The organism is Deltaproteobacteria bacterium, from assembly GCA_035063765.1.
Classification (GTDB): Bacteria; Myxococcota_A; UBA9160; order UBA9160; family PR03; genus CAADGG01.
In genome coordinates this window covers 64642-86498 of record JAPSFT010000019.1, presented here as the reverse complement: position 1 = coordinate 86498, position 21857 = coordinate 64642, and the positions used below count along the sequence as shown (strand labels likewise).

The window sequence follows — 21857 nt, the reverse complement described above, 5'->3', positions numbered from 1 at the left end:
TGATCACGAAGGGCGTCTCGATCAGGTAGAGCGGCCGGTAGAGGTCCTTCAGGATCGCCACGGCCTCGTCGTCGTCGGCGCCGATCACGACCCGGTCGGGCCGCATGAAGTCCCCGATCGCGGCGCCCTCGCGCAGGAACTCGGGGTTGGAGGCGACGCTGAAGCGCTGGCTCCGGCCGGCCGCCCCGAGCTCCTCCTCGATCCAGCCCTTCACCCGGTAGGAGGTCCCGACCGGCACCGTGCTCTTCGTCACCACCACCTTGTAGCCGTCGAGGGCGCGGCCGATCTCGCGGGCCACCGCCTCGATCGCGCTGAGGTCGGTGCCGCCGCCGGCAGCCGTCGGCGTCTGCACCGCCACGAAGACCACGAGCGACCGGCCGACCGCGCTCGCGGTGTCGGTGCTGAACGACAGGCGCTTCTCGCGCACGTTGCGCTGCACCACCGCCTCGAGGCCCGGCTCGTAGATCGGGATCTCCCCGCGCTCGAGGGCGGCGATCTTCGCCGCGTCCTTGTCCACGCAGCACACCTGCACGCCGAACTCGGCGAAGCAGGCGCCCGTCACGAGCCCCACGTACCCGGAGCCGATGATGCAGACGTTCACCTCGCCCCCCCTGCGGCCCGCAGGCTCGCCACGGTGCTCTCGAGGCCCGCGCGCAACGAGGTCGCGGGCTCCCAGCCGAGGAGCGCGCGCGCCCGGCCGAGGTCGGCGAGGCTGTGCCGCACGTCGCCCGCGCGGACCGGCCCGTGGACCGGTGTCACGCGGCTCCCGGCGATCTCCTGGATCATCCCGAGCAGCTCGTTGAGGGTGACCCGCCGGCCGCCGGCCACGTTGACGACCTGCCCGGCCGCCCGCGGCGCGTCGGCGGCGGCGAGGTTTGCGCGCACGGCATCCGCGACGAAGGTGAAGTCCCGCGACTGCTCGCCGTCGCCGTGGATCGTCGGCGGCTCGCCGCGCAGGCAGCAGGTCACGAAGAGCGGGACGACCGCGGCGTAGGCGCTCTTCGGGTCCTGGCGCGGCCCGAAGATGTTGAAGTAGCGGAGCGCCACGGTCTCGAGGCCGTAGAGCTCGTGGTAGAGCCGGCAGTAGACCTCGCCCGCGTACTTCTGGAGCGCGTAGGGCGAGAGCGACGACGCCGGCATGGTCTCGACCTTCGGCAGCACCTCGGTGTCGCCGTAGGCCGACGAGGACGCGGCGTAGACCACGCGGCGAACCCCGGCCTCGCGTGCGGCTTCGAGGATCGTGAGCGTGCCGTCGATGTTGACGCGATTGGTGCGCACGGGCTCCGCGACGCTGCGCGGCACCGACGGGATCGCGCCCTGGTGGAAGACCACCTCGGCGCCGGCCACCGCCTTCGCGGCGGTGGCCGGATCGGCCAGGTCCCCGCGGATCAGCTCGATGCGCGCGCGGGCAGCGGCGAGGTTCGCCTCGCGGCCGCTCGAGAAGTCGTCGAGCACCCGCACCCGCCAGCCCGCCTCGAGCAGCCCGTCCACCAGATGGCTTCCGATGAAGCCCGCGCCGCCCGTCACCAGCGCCTGTCGCTCGCGTCCCGCCGTCACCCTGCCCTCCCGCGCAGCCATCCGGCGAAGCGCTCGATGCCGTCCTCGATCTCGACCGCCGGCGCCCAGCCGAGCGCGGCCTTGGCCGCGGAGACGTCGGCCCAGGTGCGCGGCACGTCGCCCACCTGCGGCGGCAGCCACTCGATCTCGGCCTTGCGCCCGAGGGTGCGCTCGAGCGCCGCCACCACGTCGAGGAGCCGCACGGTACGGCCCGCGCCGAAGTTCAGGATCTCGAAGCCGAGCTCGCTGTCGGTGGCGCGCACCAGCGCCTCCACCAGGTCGTCCACGTAGGTGAAGTCGCGCGTCGCGGAGCCGTCGCCGAAGACCGGGATCGGGCGCCCCGCGGCGATCCGCTCCGCGAACTTGCGGATCGCGAGGTCGGGGCGCTGGCGCGGGCCGTAGGCGGTGAAGATCCGCGCGCACACGATCGGGAGGCCGTGCGCGTGGTGGAAGGTGTGGAGCAGGAGCTCCCCGGCGCGCTTGGTCGCGGCATAGGGCGAGACCGGCCGCTCGACGGGATCGCTCTCCCGGAACGGCCCGCTCGCCTGCTCGCGCTCGCCGTACACCGACGACGAGGAGGCGAAGACCAGCCGCTGCACGCCCGCCCGCACCGCCGCCTCGGCGACGACCGCCGTTCCCCGCACGTTCACGTCGGCGTACTCGGCCGGCCGCTCGAGGCTCGGCCGCACGCCGGCGAGCGCGGCCAGGTGCACGATCGCGTCCACGCCGCCGGCCAGCGCGCGGCCCACCGCCCCGGCGTCGCGGATGTCGCCGACCTCGAGCCGGAAGCGCGGCGAGCGCATCGCTCCCGCCAGGTTCTCGCGCTTGTGCGCCTCGGGGTAGAAGGGATCGAAGGAGTCGAGGGCCACGACCTCGCGGCCCTCGCCGAGCAGGCGGTCCACCAGCGTCGAGCCGACGAAGCCGGCACCGCCCGTGACGAGGACCCGCCCGGGACGGCTCACCGGGCCTCTTCCTCGCGCGAATCGACCGGCTCCTGCGCACCCTGCACCGCGAAGAAGCCGAGATTCCGCAGCAGCCGCAGGGTCAGCACGATCACGAGGGCCAGGAAGACCAGCGCCGCCCAGCCCTCGAGATTGGTGAAGGAGACGGCGATCACGCAGAAGCAGGCGGTCAGGAACCAGATCGAGAGCACCGCGGCGCGATGCGAGCCCTCCGATTCGAGGAGCCGGTGGTGCATGTGCTGGCGATCCGGGGACAGGATCGAGGCCCGCCGGCGGACGCGCCGGTAGATCGACAGGGCCGTGTCCAGGAGGGGAACCGCGAGCGCCAGCAGCGGCACCACGAAGGTCAGCATCGAGGCCTTGCGGTAGCCCTCGAGCGCCAGCAGCGAGAGGTTGAAGCCGATGAAGAGCGCTCCCGTGTCGCCCAGGAAGATGCGTGCCGGCGGGAAGTTGTAGGGGAGGAACCCGAGCAGGGCCCCGACGAAGACGACGCCGATCAGGACGCCGACCGTCTCTCCGGCCTGGAAGCTGATCAGGGTGAGGGTCGTGCCGATGATCACGCCCACGCCCGTGGTCAGGCCGTCGAGCCCGTCCATCAGGTTCATCGCGTTCGTGATCCCGACGATCCACAGGAGCGACACCGCCCAGACCAGCACCGCCGGCAGGGAGAAGACCGTCTGCGTGATGGGGTCGGAGAGGTGCTCGATGCGGAAGCCGTAGAAGATCGCGACGCCGGCGGCACAGAGCTGCCCGGCGAGCTTGGGCCACGCGTTCAGCGGGCGGCGGTCGTCCACCACCCCGAGGGCGAGGAGGATCAGGCTGCCGAGGATCTGGCCCTCGAGGTGCCCGCGGAAGCGGGCGGCGTCGCCGCTCAGCATCGTCGCGACCGAGAGACCGACCAGGAAGCCGAGCGCGACGGCGAGCCCGCCGAGCAGCGGGATGTTCTCGCGGCGGTTCACCTTGCGCTCGTCGGGGCGGTCGATCACCCCGACCGCGCGCGCGAGCCGGCCGACGATCGGCGTCACTGCCGCCGCCACACCCGCGGCGGCCAGCATCGGAATCACCAGACTCACAACGCTCACGATCGTCCCCGCAGCCGGCTCGCTCAGTATCCGTAGCGCTGGCTGTCGGTCACGGCGCCGTTCAGGACCACGCCGAGGATGCGCCGCCGGTCGAGGACGTCGAGCGCAGCCTCCACGTCCTCCTGGGGCGTCTCGTCCGCCCGCACCACCAGGACCACGCCGTCGGCGAGCTCGCTGAGCGCCTTCGCGTCCGGAAGCCCGAGCGTCGGCGGCATGTCCAGGATCACCTGATCGTAGCCGCGCGCCAGCTCCTCGAGCAGCGTCCGCATCCGCTCCGAGCCGAGCAGCTCGGAGGGATTCGAGGGCGTCCCGCGCACGGGCAGCACGTGGAGCTCGCAGCCCTCGACCTTCAGGATCGCGCGGTCGGGCGTGGCCTGGCCCGCGAGGATCTCGGCAAGCCCGAGCTCGGGCCGCAGGCCGAGGGCCGTGTGGACCTTGGGCTTGCGGAGATCACAGTCCACCAGCAGCACGCGGCGGCCGACCGCCATCGAGCTGACCAGGGCCAGGTTCACCGCAGCCGTCGTCTTCCCCTCCCCGGGCAGCGCGCTCGCGATCGCAAGCGTGCGCAGGGGCCGCTGCGCCGCGAGCGAGTCGAGGCGCGCGCGCAGCGACCGGAACTGCTCCGCCACGAACGAGTCGGGATGGAGCAGCGCGATCCGGCGCTTGTTGATGCTCGTGCCGTCCTCGGCCGCCGGCTTGCGCTGGCCGCGCAGGCGCCGGAGCAGCCCGTCGAGGAGGCTCTCGCCGCGGTCCCGCACCGGCGAGACGCCCCCGGTCATCACGGCCTCGGACGGCCGGACCGAGGCGGCACTGCGCGCGGGCCGCTGGGCCTCGGCCTTCTGGAGTGCGTCGTAGACCTTCCCCATGCTCTCTCCCGTCCGCCTCAGCGGAACCAGCCGCGCACGCGCCGGCGCCAGCGGCCCGGCGGCGTGGCCGTGACGGCAGGCCGGCCGGCAGCGCCGTCCTCCTGCCCTTCGATCATTCCGAGATCCCGAGCCACCTCTTCGATGTGTCCCCGGTCGATCGTCGCCGTGCCCTGCGAGTACCCGGAGAGCAGGGCGCCGTCGCACAGGACGTTGATCAGCCGGGGGATCCCGCCGCTCCGCTCGTGCAGGGCCTCGACCGCCGAGCGGCGGAAGAGCCCCTTGCCCGTGTAGCCGGCGAGCCGCAGCCGCTCCTCGACGTAGTTCGCCGTCTCGACCAGCGTGAAGGGACGCAGGCGGAAGCGCAGCACGATGCGCTGGCGGAGCTGGCGCAGCTCGGGGAGCTGGAGCTTGCGCTCGAGCTCGGGCTGGCCCACCAGCATGATCTGGATCAGCTTCGAGGTGGCCGTCTCGAGGTTCGAGAGCAGCCGGATCTCCTCGAGCATCTCCGCGGAGAGGTTCTGCGCCTCGTCCACGATCAGGAGCGCCGGCTGGTCCTTGCGGAGCTGCTCGATCAGGAACTCGTTGAGCGCGATCAGGTACTCGCCCTTGGTCGCACAGCGCTGCGGGATGCCGAACTCGTCGAAGAGCAGGCGGAAGAAGTCGAGCGGCTCGAGCCGGGGGTTGAAGAGGAACGCCGAGGCCGTGCCGGGCGCGAGCTGCGCGAGCAGCGCGTGCAGCAGCGTCGTCTTTCCGGTGCCGACCTCGCCCGTGAGCATGACGAAGCCCTTGCGCGCCCGCACGCCGTAGACGAGCGTCGCGAGCCCCTCCTGATGCGCCTCTCCGAGATACAGGAACGCCGGGTCGGGCGTCATCTCGAAGGGCGCGCGGATCAGGCCGTAGTGCTCGAGGTACATGATTCCGTGTCCCGCGACTCAATTGCCCGGAGGCGACTCCGGCGCAGCGGCGCGCGGATTCCCGGCACCCGCCGGCGCTGGCGCCGCGGCCGCCGCCGGTGCCGGAGCGGCGCCCGGCGCGGCCGCCGTTGCCGGAGCCTCCGCGGCGGGGCGCTCCTCGCCACCGAACAGGCGCGACCGGTTGACGTACAGGTATCCCACCACCGAGGCAGCCATGACGGCCCCCGCCACCACCGCGGCCGCGATCGCCTCGCGGATCTGCTTGCGGCGCTGGGCCATCCGTTCGGCGCCGAGCAGGATCGCGGGCACCGACGCCAGGACGGGGATCCGCAGCCGCTCCTGGAGCCCACGGGCGTCGTGGATCGAGGTGTCCGAGACCTCCAGCAGGAACGCCAGGGCAACCCCGAGCGCCAGGCCGACGAAGAGGCCCAGCACGAGGATCAGCGGGCGATTCGGAGAATCCGCGTTCGGCGGCGTCACCGCGGGCTCGAGCACGCGGAACTGCTCGCCCTTCTGCCGGCGCTCCATGTTCGCCGCCACGGTCGCCTCGACCCGCTTGCTCGAGAACTCCCCGAAGCTCTTGGTGAGGGACTCGTACTCGCCGGCCAGCGCGCCGAGCCGCTCCGCCACGGCGGGCGTCCGGGCGATCCGCTCCTCGAGCTGCCGGATCTCGCCCTCGAGGCGCTCGATCTCGCGCTGTTCGGTCTCGGCACGCGTGGCTGCGCGCTCCGCCTGGGCACGGGCCTCCTGCTCGGCCACCGAAGTCGGCGCCTCGGTGGGGTCGTCGCTATCCACGCGCGCCTGGAGCTGCTCCATCTCGGCCCGGGTCTTGACCACGTCCGGGTGCTTGTCGGTGAAGCCGCGCGCCTGCATCTCGCCCAGCATCATCTCGAGCTCCTGGAGCCGGAGCGCCGGGCTGACCGCCTTGCCCACCACGTCGTCGCCACGGCGGCCCTCGCTGGCGCGCACCGCCGTCGCCTGCTGGCGGTAGAAGGCCTGGTCGCTCTGTGCCTCCGCGAGGCCCCGCTGGGCGATGTTCAGCGCATCCATCGCCCGGCCGAGCAGGCGCTCGTTGTTGTCGCGATCCTCGGGAAGGCTTCCGGCGCCTTCCTGCTTCACCTGGGCGATCTGGGACTCCACCTCGCGCAGGCGCCCCGTGAGCCGGCCCAGCTCCGCCTCGATGAACTCGGCGGTGTCGCCGGCCACGCGGACCCGCTCCCGGATGTGCTCGTCGATGAAGTCGTTGGAGAGCCGGTTGGCCACGTCGGCAGCCCGGCGGGGGCTCTCGTTCCGGAAGAAGAGCTGGAAGGTATTGATCGCGACCGGCTCGTTCCGGCGGGTGGTGCCCTCCTGGAGCTCCGGGAGCACGGGCTCGACCCAGATCTGGGCCCGCATGTACTCGATGACCTCCTCGCGCGTCTTCTCGTCGCTCAGGTCCGTGTACAGGCCCAGGTCGTCGATGACCTTCGAGAGCCGCGGCCGGCTCAGGATCTGCATGGTCATGAGGTGCAGCCGGTTGATGAGATCGGTTGCCTCGCTGTCCCCCTCGACCAGGCGCTTCGAGATCGCCTGCGGCTCGATCAGCATCGTGGTGTGCGCCACGTAGCGATTGGGGATGATCGAGCTCAGGAAGAGCGCGAGCAGGAGCCCGGAAGCCGCCGCCGCCGCCACCAGCCGCCAGCGCCGGCGCACGATGCCGCGGATGTCGCCGAGTTGGAAGGTCTGCTCGTTCATGGGTCGTCCCTCGTTGCCGGCGATCAGAGCTCGATCGGATCAAAGGTCCAGGTGAGGCCCAGCTCGACGCGGAAGTTGTCGAGGGTCACCTCCTCCCGGAAGTCCCCCGAGGTCGTCTGGCGCCACCAGCCGGTCATCGCCGATACGAGCAGGTGCTCGCCAAAGCGGCGCCGCGCTCGCAGATCGAGCCGGATGGTCTCGATCTCGATCCCGAGGTCGATCAGGCCCGCGTCGCGCACGCCCACGATGCGAGCGGCGTTGGGGACGGCGGTGGCCCCCGGCTGGGGCGCATCGAACACGCGGCCGCTCGAATCGACGTAGACCGTCACCGGGTTGGGATCGAGCAGGGCGTCGCTGAAGGTCTGCTCGCTGTTCTGGGCCTGGAGGATCCAGGTCCCTCGCAGATCGACGCTCCACCAGCGATCCGGAGTCCAGTTCAGCAGCGCCGACGCGACGTCGACGTTGGTGCTGGAGTTCAATCCCGAGGAGGTGCTCGCACGCCGCTGGTAGAAGAGCGAGCTCCTGAAGTGGTTCCATTGCTTCTCGAGGCTTGCCTGGCCGAAGAAGGTGACGCTGCCGGGGATGTCCTCGACGTCCCCGAGCCGATCGACCCGGTGGAAGCTCAAGGCACGGGGGTCGACTGCGACCGTGGAGATCAGCGCGCTCGGCGCGAAGACGGGAAAGCCGCCTCCGGGAGGGAAGAAGACGGTGTTGCGCCGCGGGCAGGCCGAGATGCTCACGGTCCCGGCGGGGACCTCGCCGCTCACCGGCAGCACGCAGCGGGTCGGGTCGATGAGCCTCGTCACCTCCGAGGCGTCCGGCCGCGTTCCGACGCGAGGGTTGCGCGAATAGTCCTCGGGGCTGTCGGGCTCGTTCCAGGCCGGGCCGCCCGAGAACGAGATGGAGAAGGTCGGTGAGAACTGGTAGCGGAAGACCCCGAAGGCCTCGAGGAACGTTGCTCCCGAGCCGACCGTCCTCTCGGTGTCGTCGAACTGCTGCCGGCTCACCGCCGCACCCCCACCTGCCAGCATCCGCGGGCTCAGGATGCGGATGAACTGCCCCGCGCCGCGCAGGGACTGCGAGGGCGCATTGCGCTCGCCCTCGGAGTCGTAGAGCGCCCCATCGAGCGAGCCCTCGAAGGACCAGAGCTCGGAGAGCTGGTGGGTCAGGCGAGCAGTCGGCACGACGTAGGTCACGGCCGATCGCTCCAGCCGGAGATCGCCGGCCACCCCGATCGGGTCGATCCCGGGGATCGGCTGCAGGAACTCGCCGGAGAGGCCGCGTGTACGCGAGAAGGTGTTCCTGACCTCGAGGGTGGTCCTGGGCGTGATCTGCCAGCGGGTGAAGCCGTTCGCGAAGTGCTCGAAGCCGTTGGCCGAGCTGTGCTCGATGTACTGCTCGTAGCGCAGCTGATAGTCGATCCGCGCATCCAGGCTGGGCCCACGATGGAGGAAGCTGAGGTTCGGCCCGCCGTAGATCGACGCGTCCGGCTCCTCGTCGTCCGCCGACCGCAGCGGGTTCGAGTCCCCGATCACCTGGGTGTTCCATCCGAGCTTGAGCTCAGCCCCGCCCGCCGCGCTGGCGGCGAAGGACACGGACAGGAGCAGCAGCGCCCGGGCCAGCGCGCGCACTTGCTAGTCCGGAACCACGATCGTGTCTCCTGCCCGGAGCAGGAGGTTCGCATCGGGGTCCTTGCCCTTGACGAAGCGCTTGTAGTTGAACTCGTGCTGCTCGATGCTGCCGTCTGCGAGCGGGCGCAGGATGCGGACATCGTCACGATCGGCGAAGGGCGAGAATCCGCCGGCGACCGAGATCGCGTCGAGCACCCGCATTTCGCGATTCAGCGGCACCGCGGTGGGGTGCGACACCGCTCCGACCAGGTACACGACCTTGCTGTTCACCTCGAGCACAATCACCGTGACGTCGGGAGCGCTGATGAACTCGCTGAGCCCCGTCGCGATGCGATCGCGGAGCTCATGGGTGGTCATCCCGGCGGCCTGGATGTCGCCCAGGAGCGGCACCGAGATCCGGCCGTCGGGCCGCACCGGAACCTCGGTCGAGAGCTCGGGGCTGCGCCAGACCAGGATCCGCAGCAGGTCGGGCGCACCGATGAGATAGTCTCCCGCCTCGTCGAGCCCGGCGGAGGGTGCGGGGAGCGGAACCGTCTCGGACGCCGGCTGCTCCGCGGGGGTCGGCTCGCCCGTCGCGACCGCTCCGTCGTCCTGGGCCTCGGCGACCGATGCGAAGCCGAGTGAGGCTCCGGCCGCCATCGCCAGCAGGACGACCGTCATCGTGATCGCGCTCGCGCACTCCCTGCCATCCATGCAACGGCCCCTCGCGACGCCTCAGCCCGCCGGGCTGAGGCCGTTTTCCTTCATTTTGTAAAGCAGGGCTTTGTAGCTGATCTGGAGCCGCTCGGCGGCTTCCTTCCGGTTCCAGCGCGTCTGGTCCAGGACCCGCTCGATCACCCGCTTCTCGGCCATCTGGGCGGCACGTTTGGCGATCGCCTTGAGATCCAGGCTCTTGGCGTCGTCGAGATCCACGCCCAGGGCCCCGAGGTCGAGGGGGCCTTCGCCCCCATTCTCGGGCGTTGCCGACGCCATCCTGTGGGTGATCTCCTCCAGGACGGTCGCATCCGTCCCGAGGACCACCATCCGCTTCACCATGTTCTCGAGCTCGCGCACGTTCCCGGGCCAGTGGTAGCCGTGGAACATCTCCACGGTGCGCGGGCGGAGCTGCTTCAGGTCCTTTCCGTACTGCTGGTTGTACATGGCGAGGAAGTGCTCCGTGAGTAACGGGATCGCGTCCCGCCGATCCCGCAGGGCCGGGAGCTGCACGGTCACCACGTTGAGTCGGTAGAAGAGATCCTCGCGGAAGCTGCCGTCGGCCACGGCCGACTCGAGGTTCCGGTTGGTCGCGGCGATGACGCGCGTGTCCACCCGCACGTCGCTCTCGCCGCCGAGCCGCGAGAACTCGCCGTCCTGCAGGACCTGCAGGAGCTTCGCCTGCAGGGCCGGGTGCATCTCGCTGATCTCGTCGAGGAAGATCGTCCCGCGGTTCGCGTACTCGAACTTCCCGAGCTTGCGGCGCTGGGCGCCCGTGAAGGCGCCCTTCTCGAAGCCGAAGAGCTCGCTCTCGAGGAGCTCCGAGGGCAGGGCCGCGCAGTTGACCTTCACGAACGGGCGGTCCGCGCGGTTCGACAGGCGGTGGAGCGCGCGCGCCACCAGCTCCTTGCCCGTCCCGCTCTCGCCGCGCACCAGCACCGTGATGTCGGTGTCGGCCACCTGCTCGATGATGTCGCGGACCTCCTTCATCTTGGGGTCGTCGCCGCACAACATCAGGAGCTCGCTCTCCGAGCGGACGCGCCCGCGCAGCTCCTCCACCTCCTTGCGGAGCGCGCGCTTCTCGAGCGCCTTCTGGAAGGCGACCTCGAGCTCCTCCACCTCGAAGGGCTTGCGCAGGAAGTCGGAGGCCCCGAGCTTCATGGCCTCGACGATGTTGCGGGCCTGGCCGTGGCCGGAGAGCATCACGACCGGGACGTCGGGCAAGCGCTCCTTGATCCGGCGCAGGGTCTCGAGGCCGTCCATGCCCGGCAGCACCAGGTCGAGCGTCACGAGGTCGGGGCGGGTCGCATCGAGCGACTCGATCGCGTCTTCGCCGGTGCCGGCGGTGAAGACCTGGTAGCCGCGGCTCGAAGCCAGCGCCTTGAGGTAGTCCCGCAGGCCGGGGTCGTCGTCGATCACCAGCATCCGATGGGACTGCGCCATCCTTCGTCCTTCTCCCTTGCGGCGGGTAGCGTAGGGACCCGCACCCAACGGCGGGCGCAGAGTGTGTAAGAATCTTCCGCGCTTGGGAAGGCTGTTTCCACCTGGGAAGACGATTTCCTCTATCGGCAGCCAGAGGAGGTGGAGAGAACGGGAGCGTGGCAGGATGATGCCCCTGGGGGCGCTCAGGGACGATTCGGTGCTGGGCAGGGTCCCGGGTATGCTCCGCCCTCCTCGGATGCCGCTGCCTCCGCTGCGACCTCTCCGGTGACGATGGGGTACTCATGATCGAAGGAGCTTCGCCGATCCGCCGCCTGCTCGAGGGCTGGATGCAGATCGTGGCCCGCTTCGCCGAGGTGCAGACGCTGGTCCTGCTGGGCCTGATCTACGGCCTCGTGATCGGCCCGGCCTCGCTCGTGTCGCGCGCGGTCGGCAGCGACTTCCTCTCGCGGCGGGGGCTCGGCGGCACCGGCTCCGCGTGGCGGGACGCCGACAGCCGGCCGCCGCTGCTCGAGAACGTGAAGCAACCCTTCTGAGCGTCGCCGCGATCCGGAGTCCCCACGTGAACGTCCTCGGCATCTCGTGCTTCTACCACGACTCGGCAGCGGCGCTCCTGCGCGACGGCGAGCTCGTCGCGGCCGCGCACGAGGAGCGCTTCACCCGCAAGCGCCACGATCCGGACCTCCCGAAGCAGGCCGTCGCCTACTGCCTGCGCGAGGCCGGGATCGGCATCGACGAGGTCGACTACGTCGCCTTCTACGACAAGCCCTTCGTCAAGTTCGAGCGCATCCTGCTCACCTACCTCGCGACCTTCCCGAAGTCGCTGCCGTCCTTCTCGAAGGCGATCCCCGTCTGGCTCAAGGAGAAGCTCTGGGTCCCGAGCGTGATCGCGCGCGAGCTCGGCTACCAGGGCGAGGTCCTCTTCTCCGAGCACCACCAGTCGCACGCCGCCGCCGCCTTCCTGCCCTCCCCCTACGAGGAGGCGGCGATCCTCACCGTGGACGGCGTCGGCGAGTGGGCGACGGCCACCGAGGCCGTGGGCCGCGGCAACCAGATCGAGATGCTGCGCGAGATCCGCTTCCCGCACTCGCTCGGGCTCCTCTACAGCGCCTTCACCTACTACCTGGGATTCAAGGTGAACAGCGCCGAGTACAAGGTGATGGGCGCCGCCCCCTACGGCGAGCCGAAGTACTACGACCTGATCCTGAAGGAGCTCGTGGACCTGCGCGAGGACGGCTCCTTCAAGCTGAACATGAAGTACTTCGCCTACGACTACGGCCTCACCATGACCAACGATCGCTTCGCGAAGCTCTTCGGGCACCCGCGCCGCGATCCCGAGTCGAAGATGGAGGCCTTCCACTGGGACTGCGCGGCGAGCGTCCAGAAGGTCACCGAGGAGGTCATGCTCCGGATGGTGCGGGACCTCCACGCCCGCACGGGCCTGCGGAACCTCGTGATGGCGGGCGGCGTGGCGCTCAACTGCGTCGCCAACGGCCGGATCGTCCGCGAAGGGCCCTTCGAGAACCTCTGGGTGCAGCCGGCGGCCGGCGACGCGGGGAGCGCCCTCGGTGCCGCCCTCTTCGTCCACAACAGCGTCCTCGGCCACCCGCGGCGCTTCCGGATGGACCACGCCTACTGGGGCCCCGCCTGGTCGGACGAGGAGATCCGCCGCTGGCTCGACGAGCGCAAGCTCCCCTACCACGCCCGCTCCCGCGACGAGATGATCCGCGAGACCGCCCGCCAGCTCCACGAGGAGCAGGCCGTGGTCGGCTGGATGCAGGGGCGCATGGAGTGGGGGCCGCGTTCGCTCGGCATGCGCAGCATCCTGGCCGACCCGCGCAACCAGGAGAACTGGCAGCGGGTCAACCTGAAGATCAAGTTCCGCGAGAGCTTCCGTCCCTTCGCCCCGGCCGTCCTGGCGGATCGGGCGTCCGAGTGGTTCGAGCTCGACCGCGAGAGCCCCTACATGCTGCTCGTCTGCCAGGTGAAGCCCGGCCGCGAGATCCCGGCCGTCACCCACGTGGACGGCTCGGCGCGCGTCCAGACCGTGACCCGCGAGACGGCGCCCGCCTTCTACGACCTGATCGCGGAGTTCGACCGCCAGACCGGCTGCCCGGTCCTGATCAACACCTCCTTCAACGTGCGCGGCGAGCCGATCGTCTGCTCGCCCGAGCACGCCTATCTCTGCTTCATGCGTACCGACATGGACGTGCTGGTCCTGGGCAACCAGCTTCTCTTCAAGCGTGAGCAGCCGAAGCTCGAAGAAGACGAGGATTGGCGCACGCTCTACGCATTGGACTAGGAGACGAACACGATGGCAAAGAGCAGCGGCGGGCGACTCGAGAGCCTCGGCATCTTCAAGGACCTGTGGGCCTTCATGCGCGTGCGCAAGAAGTGGTGGCTGGGTCCGATCCTCGTCACGATGCTGCTGCTCTCGCTGCTGATCGTGCTGACCCAGGGCTCGGCGGTGGCGCCGTTCATCTACGCGCTGTTCTAGCTCGAGCCAGCCGCTTGAGCGAACGGACCGATCGACGGATCCGCGTGCTGACCGTGGCCGGCGCGCGCCCGAACTTCATGAAGGTGGCGCCCCTGCTGCGGGTGATGCGCGCGCGGCCGGGGATCGACGCGCTGCTCGTCCACACCGGCCAGCACTACGACGCGGCGATGTCGGACGCCTTCTTCCGCGACCTCGGGATCCCCGAGCCCGACGTACACCTCGGCGTCGGCTCGGGCTCCCACGCTGTGCAGACGGCCGACGTGCTGCGCGCGATCGAGCCCGTCCTGGTCGAGCGGCAGCCAGACGTCGTGCTCGTGGTGGGCGACGTGAACTCCACCCTGGCGGCGACCCTGGCCGCGGTGAAGCTCGGGATCCCGGTCGCCCACGTCGAGGCGGGCCTGCGCTCCTTCGACCGCTCGATGCCGGAGGAGATCAATCGCCTCATGACGGACGCCGTCTCGCGGTGGCTGTTCACGAGCGAGCCCTCGGGCGCCGAGAACCTGCGCCGGGAGGGCGTCGCCGAGGATCGCATCCACTTCGTCGGCAACGTGATGATCGACACCCTGCTCGGGCACCTCGAGCGGGCCCGCAAGGCGGCGCCCTTCGAGCGGCTGGGCCTCGAGCCGGGCGGCTACGCGCTGCTCACCCTGCACCGGCCGGGGAACGTGGACGACCCCGCGCGCCTACGCGGGCTCTTCGCCGCGCTCGAGGACCTGCACCGCGAGCTGCCCGTCCTCTTTCCGATCCACCCGCGAACGAGCGCCTCGATCGCGAACCGGCTCGACGGGCGCACTCCGGCCCTCCAGCTCACCGAGCCGCTCGGCTACCTCGAGTTCCTGGGCCTCATGGCAAGCGCGCGGCTCGTGCTGACGGACTCCGGGGGGATCCAGGAGGAGACCACCGCGCTCGGCGTGCCCTGTCTCACCCTGCGCGACAGCACGGAGCGCCCGGTCACCCTCAGCGAGGGGACGAATCTCCTGATCGGCAGCGACCCGGCCGCGATCCGCCGGGAATCCCGCCGCATCCTCGACGGCGAGGCGCGGAAGGGGCGCGTGCCGGAGGGGTGGGATGGCCGTGCCGCCGAGCGGATCGTCGCGGTCCTCGAGGCACAGGCTGGCGGCGGCGCCCTGGACGGCGGGCTCTGAGTTCGCGGTGAGGATCCTCTTCGTCAGCCACTACTTCCCACCCGAGGTCAACGCGCCTGCGAACCGGACCCACGAGCACGCCCGCCAGTGGGTCCGGGACGGCCACGAGGTCACCGTGATCACGGGCGTCCCCAACCACCCGCGCGGCGAGATCTTCCCCGGCTATCGCAACCGCCTGCTCCAGGAGGAGCGGATCGACGGGATCCGCGTGCTCCGGACCTGGACCTATGTCACGCCCAACGAGGGGTTCGTGCGGCGGACGCTCAACTACCTGCTCTTCGCGGCGGCCTCGGTCCTGGCCTCGCTGCGCGCGCCGCGGCCGGACGTCGTGGTCGCCACCAGCCCGCAGTTCTTCGTGGGCCTCGCGGGGGCCGTCATCTCCCGCCTCCGCCGCCGTCCCTTCGTGCTCGAGGTGCGCGACCTCTGGCCGGACTCGATCGTCCAGCTCGGGCAGCTCCGGAGCGCGCGCGCGATCCGCTTCCTCGAGTGGGTCGAGACCCGCCTCTACCGGAGCGCGGCGGGGATCGTCGTCAATACGCGCGCCTTCATCGATCACATCAGCAGCCGCGGGGTCCCGCGCGACCGGATCGAGCTCGTCTACAACGGCATCGACGCCAAGCTGTTCGCGCCGCGGCCGCCGGATCCCGAGCTGCTCCGGCGGCACGGGCTCGAGGGCCGCTGGCTCGCGGCCTACATCGGGACGCTCGGCCTCGCCCACGCGCTCGGAACGATCCTCGACACTGCCGAAGGGATGCGGGATCGCGAGGACGTGGCGTTCCTCCTGATCGGTGACGGGGCCGATCGCGCGCGTCTCGAGGCCGAGGCCGCCCGGCGCGGCCTCACGAACGTCCGCTTCCTCGGGCTCCGGCCCCGCGCCGAGATCCCGGCCTGGATCGCTTCCGTCGACTGCCTGCTCGTGATGCTGCGGGATCTCCCGGTCTTCGAGACCGTGATCCCGTCGAAGGTCTTCGAGTTCTGCGCGCAGCAGCGCCCGGTCGTGGTGGCCGCGCGGGGCGAGATCCGCCGCCTGGTCGAGGAGGCGAAGGCCGGATTCCTCGTCGATCCCGAGGACGCCGTGCAGCTCGCCGACGTCCTCGAACGGATCCGTACCCATCCGGAGGAGGCGGCGCTGCGGGCGCGCGCCGGACGCGAATGGGTGGATCAGGGCTTCCAGCGCGACGCGCTAGCCTCCCGGATGGCCGAGTTCCTGGAGCGGATCACGGGAAGCGCCCCATGAGTCTCTGGTACGAGGTCCTGCCGATCCCGTTGCAGAACGCCGCCTGCACCTTCGCCGGCTGGCAGCGCGCCCGCACCCGCTTCACCCCGCACTTCCACCGGATCCTCACGGAGTGGGACCGCACGGGGCGCGCCGACGAGGCGGCGCTGATCGCGATCCAGCGCCAGCGTCTCGATCACCTCGTCCGTCGGGCCCGCGAGCACACGCGCTTCTGGAAGGATCTTCCTCCGCCTTCCGAGGCCCGTGACGCCACGACGGCGATTCGCGAGACGCTCGCGAGCATCCCGCCGCTCGACAAGGCGACCTATCGCGTGCGGGCCGCCGAGCTCGTCGCCGACGACATCCCGCAGGGCCTGCTGCAGACCAGCCGGACCAGCGGCACGACGGGGACCGCACTTCCCCTGTGGTACACACCAAGGACGTCGGCGGAGGAGTACGCAACCGTCTGGCGGATGCGTCGTGCCTGCGGGGTCGAGCTCGACGATCCCCACCTCACCTTCGGCGGCCAGGCGATCGTCCCGCTCCGCCAGGAGGACCCGCCGTTCTGGCGCACCAATTACTGGGGCGGGCGCCAGACGCTCTTCTCGCTCTACCACATGAAGCCCGAGAACCTGCCGGCCTACGTGGAGGCGATCCACGCGACCCCGGCCCGCTACGTCCAGGGCTATCCCTCCTCGCTCCACCTGATCGGCCGCGCGATGCTCGCCGCCGGCCGGCCGCTTCCCAAGGGCCGGCTCGTCGCGGTCTTCACCTCCTCGGAGTCGCTGCTGGCCTTCCATCGCGACACCATCGAAGCCGCCTTCGGCGCACCGGTCCACGATCGCTACGGCACGAGCGAGTTCGCCGTCTCGATGACGGGTTGCCCGGAGAACCACCTGCACGTCGACATGGAGTTCTCGATCGTCGAGGTCGAGCCCGAGGAGGAGACCGACGAGTGGGTCCGCGGCCCCCTCCTCGTGACGGGCCTCGCGAACGAGGTGACGCCCTTCCTGCGCTACCGGATCGGCGACGTCGGCACCCGCTCGAAGCGGCCCTGCCCGTGCGGCCGGGCCGGCGACGTCTTCCTCGACATCGACGGGCGCATCGAAGACTACGTGGTCACGCCGGACGGGCGCTGGATCGGGCGGCTCGACCACATCTTCAAGGGCCAGCTCGACGTCGCGGAGGCGCAGATCCGCCAGCACCGCCGCGAGCGGATCGACGTCCTCGTGGTTCCCTACCCGACCTGGCGCGACGAGAGCGAGGAGGCGCTGCGAAAGGAGATCCGCAGCCGCCTCGGAGACGAGATCGAGATCGGCATCGAGCTCGTCGAGGCGATCCCCAGGGAAGCGAACGGGAAGTTCCGCGCCGTCCTGTCGGCGCCAGGCTCGACGCTCGCCCTTCGCCGCGGGCAGCTCGCCGAGCAGCCCTACGAGACCCTGGATCTCGCAAAGCCCGTGGCACCGGCCGTCACCGGGATGCGCCTCCTCAGCGGTGACTCCTGGAACGACGGCTACCTCGACTACCACCTCACGGAGGACAGCGTCCGCATCCAGGTCGCGAGCTGGGCCAACCTCGAACGGATCACCGGCCAGTACTTCGAGCGTCCCAAGAGCATCCAGATGCTCCTCGAGTACCTGCGTGAGTTCGGGCCCGGGTCGGTGATGCGGAAGGTGCGCTCCCGGCTCGGGGAGTCGCTGCGCAACGAGAAGTACCTGGCGACGGGGATCGGCACCGTGATCGAGCGTCGCGGTACCGGCCCCGCCGTGGGAACGGCGGTGGCCTTCGTCGCCCCCTCCCATCCACGCTGCGTCGAGCGGATCGTCCTGTCGAACCTGCTCGTTCGCGAGATCCCAGCCGAGCTCCTCGCACGCCGCTCCAGCTCCGAAGGCGTGACGCTCGTGGCCTGGACGGGCCCCGGCACGATCCCGGAGCCGATCGCAGCCTGGCACCCGGAATCCGGGCGCAAGCTCGAGCCCGAGGTGGTCGAGGAGGCCTTCGAGCGCGTCGCCGCCTTCTGGGGAGGAGAGCCCCTCGCCGAGCGGATCCTCCCCCTCGGCCCCACCTCCCCGGTCGCCGTCTCGCACGGTGCTCCGAAGCCGCGGCGGGACGACAAGCGGCTCACCGGCGTCATCTTCGGCCTCGGCAACTATGCCAAGACGAACATCATCCCGTGCGTCAAGAAGTGGGTGGACATCCGGGCGGTTCACGAGCTCGACCCGACCCAGATCGGGAGGATCGGTGACCTCCCCTGGGCGGTGTCGACCTCGCCCGTCCTGCTCGACGGCGAGACCTTCCAGGTCCACTTCGTCGCCGGATACCACCACACCCACGCGGACCAGGCGATCGTGGCCCTCGAGAGCGGTGCCATCGCCGTGGTCGAGAAGCCTGCCGTCACCGATCCGGACCAGCTCGCGCGCCTGCTCCGCGCGCTCGAGGGGCGGGAGGGCCGGCTCTTCAGCGGCTATCACATGCGCCACAACCCGCTCTTCGCCCTCGCACGCGAGGATCTGCGGGTCGGGCCGGGAGAGCCGATCAGCATCTGCTCGGACGTCTTCGAGGTGGCCCTGCCCGCTCGCCACTGGTACCGCTGGCCGAACGCGCGCAGCCACGTCATCAGCAACGGCTGCCACTGGATCGACCAGTTCCTGTTCATGAACGACTACTCCCGACCCCGCCGCTGGTCGGCGACGCGCAGCCAGAACGGCGACAGCGTCTCGCAGGTCGAGCTCGAGAACGGAGCCTCGCTGGTCCTCCACCTGACGCACCTGGGAAGCCCCCGGATCGGCGTGCAGAACCACGTCGTGATGCGCGCCCGGGACCGGACCGTGACCGTTTCGAACGGGTCGAGCTATCTGGCGGAGGGGCCGCTGCGGGTGCTGCGACGGACCCGGATCAACCGTATGCAGGCCTACAGCCGCATGTACCGGCAGATCGCGCAGAGCATCGCGGCGAAGCAGCCGGGCGACTCGCTCCGGTCGCTGCGGGTCCTGAACGAGCTCGTGCTCGAGCTCGACGAGGCGCTCTGCAGCGCCTCCTGAGCGTCCCATCCCCTCCTATCGGGGCGTGGCGGTGTGGCGCGGCCGGAACTCCACGAAGTGGACCCCACTCGCCGGATCCGTGTAGAGGACCGAGAACTCGAAGGCGTCGAGCCGCTGCCCGCGTAGCTGCACGTTGCGCGCGAGCGCCGCGCGCAAGGCCTCGCGATCCTCGTAGGCTTCCGCGGGCATGGCATAGTGGAGCGTCGCGAGCAGCCGGAAGCCGCGCGCATGGGCGAGCGCCAGGAGCTCGCCGCCGCGCAGCGCCGCGGACGCCTCCCGATCGATCGCGAGGCCTAGCCCGTTCATCACCGGCCGCGCGAGCGAGTAGGAGAGGATGCCGTCGTCGAGCTCGACGAGGCCGCAGCCGGGGCAGCGCGCCTCGAGGGCGGCGTCGACCTCCGCGCCACGCTTCCAGAACGCATGGTTCGCGATCCCGAGCCCGCCCTGCCGCTTCTGGTCGACGAACACGTTGGCCTGCAGGATCACGACGAGCACGCAGAGGCCCGTGACCGCGCGCCGCATGCCGGTGCTCGTCCCGAGGCGGCCGAGGATCCGGCCCATCGCGTCCGCCACGATCCAGCTGAACACGAGGATCGACACCGGGTAGTACCAGTGCCCCTGGTTCCAGAGCGGGACGACGGTGAAGTTGTAGGCGGCCTTCCCGAGCACGTACAGCGAGAGCAGGACCAGCGGCTCCCGCAGGGCTCCACGGAGGCGAGCCACCACCGGCACCCCCCGTCCACGCACCCAGCGCCCGGCCAGGTGGAGCGCGGCCGCCGCCGCGGGCACGAGCATCTGGAGGATGCGCCAGGCCTCCGAGCCCCAGGCCCCGTTGCCGCGGCCGAAGAGGTCCAGGAAGGGGGCGAGCGTCGTGAGCGTCGCGTAGCCGTTTCGCGCGAGCGCCCACAGGCCCGCAGCCTTCGCCGTGCCGCTCACGGGCAGGAGCATGCCGGTCGCAGCGAGGTTGTAGGCGAGATAGGCACCGATTCCGAGCAGGGGCGGGAGCGCCACCGCGAGCGCCCGCGGCCAGGCGGCGCGCAGCGAGGGGCTCGCGGCCCAGGCGAGCAGCAGGAGCGGCCCGAAGACGAAGACGTCGTCGAGGCGCGCGAGCGTCATCGCAGATCCCACGAGCCCGAGCAGCGCGAACCTGCGGATCCCCACCACCGGGCGCTGCAGCCCCGGATCGGTCAGGAGCCACGCGAGCACGCCGAAGGCGGCGATCGAGACGCCCGACTCCATCCCGTTCGCGAAGGACCAGGCTGCGAAGTAGCCCGGCGCCACGGGCGGCAGCAGGAGGGAGTAGAAGCCCGGCACGGCGGCGAGCAGCGCGAGGCCCGGCTGGCCGGTCGCGCGCGCCACCGCCGCTGCGAACCACGCGGCTCCGATCGCCACGAGGACGGCCCCGAGCGCGAAGGCGAGGAGCACCTGCATCTCGGGAGCCGCGCCGGTGCGTCCGAAGACGAAGCCGAGCAGCCACTGCCAGAGCGGGTGGAACCCGTTCGTCGCGAACCGGCCATCGAAGGTGTAGAAGGCACGACCCTGCGAACGCTCGGCCACCGCGAGGTAGTAGAAGGCATCGGCCGCGAAGAAGCGGAAGGGCGCGAGGTCGCCCTGCTCGCGCCAGGTCAGCCAGGCGGGGTAGAGCGCGGCAGCCGCTGCGGCTGCCGCGGGGACGAGGAGCTGACGGCGAGGGGGCGTGCGCAGCACCGACTCCCGCTGGAGGGGGCCCGATCGGGCCGCAAGGTATGGAGCCGAGCCAGCCGATGCCAGCTCGGTGCACCCGATCGGCGTGGGTCGGCGATCGCTCCGAGCTAAGCTCCCGCCATCTCCGGACGATGGGGACGGTCCTCGTGTCGAGCGTCATCGGTGCGCAGCTCCTGGCGGCAGGCCCGCCCTCCGTGTGACCGCCGCAGGCGAGCCCCGGATCCTCGTCGACCTCTCGCTCGCCCCGCTGGGCGGCGCCGCGACCTATGTGGCCGGCTTCGTAGAGGGCCTCACGAGCGGCGCGATCCCGGAGAAGCAGGGGATCGTCGCCCTGCTCTCGTCGCAATGGGCGGCCTGCAACGCGCCGGCGGTGCGCGCGCTCGGCGGCTCCGGTGTCGTCGTCGACGCGATCGATACGCCCGCGCCCGGCTCGTGGCGGGCGCGGCTGGGCCGAGGCCGCCTCCTCCGGCAGGCGATCCGGCGGCACGGCGCGCAGGTGGCCTTCGTCCCGCGCGATGCGGTGCCGACCCTGCCGATCCCCTTCGTGATGCTCTCGCGCAACCTCTACGCCTGGCAGGCCTTCTCGTCGTCGGCGGCGGTGGGTGGCCCGCTGTCGGCGTACCTGCTGCGATCGGTCACGAGACGCAGTGCGGCGCGCGCCGCGGCCGTCCTCACCGTCTCCCGGGCGATGATCGAGGCGATGGATCCCGGCGTGAAGGTGACGGCGGTGGTGCACCACGGCTCCTCGCTCGAAGCGTTCCCGCGCTCCGCCTGCGATGAGGCCGGAGCACCCGTCGCCGTGATGATCGCCAACGTGATCGCGAACAAGGGGATCGAGACCGTCATCGACGCCGTGGCGCTCGCCCGCGCGGGCGGCCGGCCCTGGGAGCTGCGCGTCCACGGCAACCGGAGCGACCGCGACTATGCGGAACGCCTCGAGCGACACGCCGGGACGGCGCTCGGCGGCTCGGTCCTGAAGGGACCCGCGTTCGGCGCAGGGCTCGCCGAGGCCTACCGGAGCGCCCACGTCCTCGTCGTCGGCGGCTCCTTCGAGACCTTCTGCTTCCCGCTCGTCGAGGGGATGCGATCGGGGTGCGCCGTGGTCGCGCCCGAATGCGCCCTGGTCCGCGAGATCTGCGGCGAGGCCGCCGTGACCTACGCGGAGGGGAACCCGGAATCCCTGGCGCGCGCCCTCGACGCCGCCTGGTCGGACCGGAACGAGCGCAGCCGGCTCGGCGTCGAGCGTTCGCTTGCCTTCACCTGGGCGCGGACGGCGGCGCGGACCGTGGAGCTGGTCCGCGAGGCCGGCCGTGCGCGCGCTTCGCAGCCGCCGGCACCCTGACGGGCGGGGGCTATCGTCTCGGGTCGCCAATGG

General features: G+C 71.0%; 18 protein-coding genes. 7 read left to right on the top strand and 11 right to left on the bottom strand.

The features are described from left to right. From OZ948_14710 to OZ948_14665, 10 genes are all read right to left on the bottom strand, one after another. The coding region (locus OZ948_14710; protein ID MEB2345978.1) for a nucleotide sugar dehydrogenase at positions 1–601 on the bottom strand (601 nt) is incomplete at its 3' end. Further along, positions 598–1557, bottom strand: a complete 960-nt coding sequence (locus tag OZ948_14705) for an SDR family oxidoreductase (GenBank protein MEB2345977.1) — start codon at positions 1555–1557, stop codon at positions 598–600. The genes OZ948_14705 and OZ948_14710, both read right to left, overlap by 4 nt. Then, positions 1554–2519, bottom strand: coding sequence for a GDP-mannose 4,6-dehydratase (locus tag OZ948_14700; protein ID MEB2345976.1), 966 nt, complete (start codon positions 2517–2519; stop codon positions 1554–1556). The genes OZ948_14705 and OZ948_14700 overlap by 4 nt, the downstream gene beginning before the upstream one ends. Continuing rightward, entirely contained in the window at positions 2516–3601 is a 1086-nt protein-coding gene (locus tag OZ948_14695; protein MEB2345975.1) for an MraY family glycosyltransferase, read from the bottom strand. Before OZ948_14695 ends, OZ948_14700 begins: the two co-directional genes overlap by 4 nt. 23 nt (positions 3602–3624) lie before the next feature. Further along, entirely contained in the window at positions 3625–4467 is an 843-nt protein-coding gene (locus OZ948_14690) for a CpsD/CapB family tyrosine-protein kinase (GenBank protein MEB2345974.1), read from the bottom strand. Positions 4468–4484: 17 nt separating this feature from the next. Then, positions 4485–5381, bottom strand: a complete 897-nt coding sequence (locus OZ948_14685; GenBank protein MEB2345973.1) for an AAA family ATPase — start codon at positions 5379–5381, stop codon at positions 4485–4487. An 18-nt stretch (positions 5382–5399) separates the two neighbouring features. Beyond that, positions 5400–7115: a hypothetical protein gene (locus OZ948_14680; GenBank protein ID MEB2345972.1), complete on the bottom strand. Its 1716-nt coding sequence runs from the start codon at positions 7113–7115 to the stop codon at positions 5400–5402. A 23-nt stretch (positions 7116–7138) separates the two neighbouring features. Continuing rightward, positions 7139–8746, bottom strand: a complete 1608-nt coding sequence (locus OZ948_14675; GenBank protein MEB2345971.1) for a hypothetical protein — start codon at positions 8744–8746, stop codon at positions 7139–7141. A 3-nt stretch (positions 8747–8749) separates the two neighbouring features. Next, a complete protein-coding gene (locus OZ948_14670; protein ID MEB2345970.1) occupies positions 8750–9439 on the bottom strand; it encodes a polysaccharide biosynthesis/export family protein in 690 nt (229 codons plus the stop codon). 21 nt (positions 9440–9460) lie between these two features. Continuing rightward, positions 9461–10882 (bottom strand): sigma-54 dependent transcriptional regulator, encoded by a 1422-nt coding sequence (locus OZ948_14665; protein ID MEB2345969.1) that lies wholly within the window; start codon positions 10880–10882, stop codon positions 9461–9463. A gap of 281 nt (positions 10883–11163) precedes the next feature. Between OZ948_14665 and OZ948_14660 the strand changes: the two genes are divergently transcribed. The 6 genes from OZ948_14660 to OZ948_14635 are packed head-to-tail and all read left to right on the top strand — an operon-like array spanning position 11164 to position 18778. Continuing rightward, positions 11164–11415, top strand: coding sequence for a hypothetical protein (locus tag OZ948_14660; GenBank protein ID MEB2345968.1), 252 nt, complete (start codon positions 11164–11166; stop codon positions 11413–11415). 26 nt (positions 11416–11441) lie between these two features. After that, entirely contained in the window at positions 11442–13181 is a 1740-nt protein-coding gene (locus OZ948_14655; protein MEB2345967.1) for a carbamoyltransferase, read from the top strand. A 12-nt stretch (positions 13182–13193) separates the two neighbouring features. Continuing rightward, positions 13194–13376 (top strand): DUF5989 family protein, encoded by a 183-nt coding sequence (locus OZ948_14650; GenBank protein ID MEB2345966.1) that lies wholly within the window; start codon positions 13194–13196, stop codon positions 13374–13376. Positions 13377–13390: 14 nt separating this feature from the next. Beyond that, positions 13391–14521 carry a UDP-N-acetylglucosamine 2-epimerase (non-hydrolyzing) gene (gene wecB / locus OZ948_14645; protein ID MEB2345965.1) on the top strand — a complete coding sequence of 377 codons (1131 nt, stop codon included), beginning with the start codon at positions 13391–13393 and terminating at the stop codon, positions 14519–14521. 7 nt (positions 14522–14528) lie between these two features. Continuing rightward, positions 14529–15758, top strand: a complete 1230-nt coding sequence (locus OZ948_14640) for a glycosyltransferase family 4 protein (protein ID MEB2345964.1) — start codon at positions 14529–14531, stop codon at positions 15756–15758. Further along, positions 15755–18778 (top strand): hypothetical protein, encoded by a 3024-nt coding sequence (locus OZ948_14635; protein ID MEB2345963.1) that lies wholly within the window; start codon positions 15755–15757, stop codon positions 18776–18778. The genes OZ948_14640 and OZ948_14635 overlap by 4 nt, the downstream gene beginning before the upstream one ends. A 15-nt stretch (positions 18779–18793) precedes the next feature. Here OZ948_14635 and OZ948_14630 read toward each other — a convergent pair whose 3' ends face one another. Continuing rightward, positions 18794–20485 carry a hypothetical protein gene (locus OZ948_14630; GenBank protein MEB2345962.1) on the bottom strand — a complete coding sequence of 564 codons (1692 nt, stop codon included), beginning with the start codon at positions 20483–20485 and terminating at the stop codon, positions 18794–18796. Between the two features lie 193 nt (positions 20486–20678). On the opposite strand from OZ948_14630, the gene OZ948_14625 reads away from it, so the two are divergent. Continuing rightward, a complete protein-coding gene (locus OZ948_14625) occupies positions 20679–21824 on the top strand; it encodes a glycosyltransferase (protein MEB2345961.1) in 1146 nt (381 codons plus the stop codon). Positions 21825–21857 lie beyond the last annotated feature (33 nt).

Bases quoted from the DNA above. Each gene is read 5' to 3' on its own strand.
- OZ948_14670 (MEB2345970.1), bottom strand. From the start codon at position 9,439: ATGGATGGCAGGGAGTGCGCGAGCGCGATCACGATGACGGTCGTCCTG.
- OZ948_14690 (MEB2345974.1), bottom strand. From the start codon at position 4,467: ATGGGGAAGGTCTACGACGCACTCCAGAAGGCCGAGGCCCAGCGGCCC.
- OZ948_14650 (MEB2345966.1), top strand. From the start codon at position 13,194: ATGGCAAAGAGCAGCGGCGGGCGACTCGAGAGCCTCGGCATCTTCAAG.
- OZ948_14680 (MEB2345972.1), bottom strand. From the start codon at position 7,115: ATGAACGAGCAGACCTTCCAACTCGGCGACATCCGCGGCATCGTGCGC.
- OZ948_14665 (MEB2345969.1), bottom strand. From the start codon at position 10,882: ATGGCGCAGTCCCATCGGATGCTGGTGATCGACGACGACCCCGGCCTG.
- OZ948_14660 (MEB2345968.1), top strand. From the start codon at position 11,164: ATGATCGAAGGAGCTTCGCCGATCCGCCGCCTGCTCGAGGGCTGGATG.
- OZ948_14685 (MEB2345973.1), bottom strand. From the start codon at position 5,381: ATGTACCTCGAGCACTACGGCCTGATCCGCGCGCCCTTCGAGATGACG.
- OZ948_14635 (MEB2345963.1), top strand. From the start codon at position 15,755: ATGAGTCTCTGGTACGAGGTCCTGCCGATCCCGTTGCAGAACGCCGCC.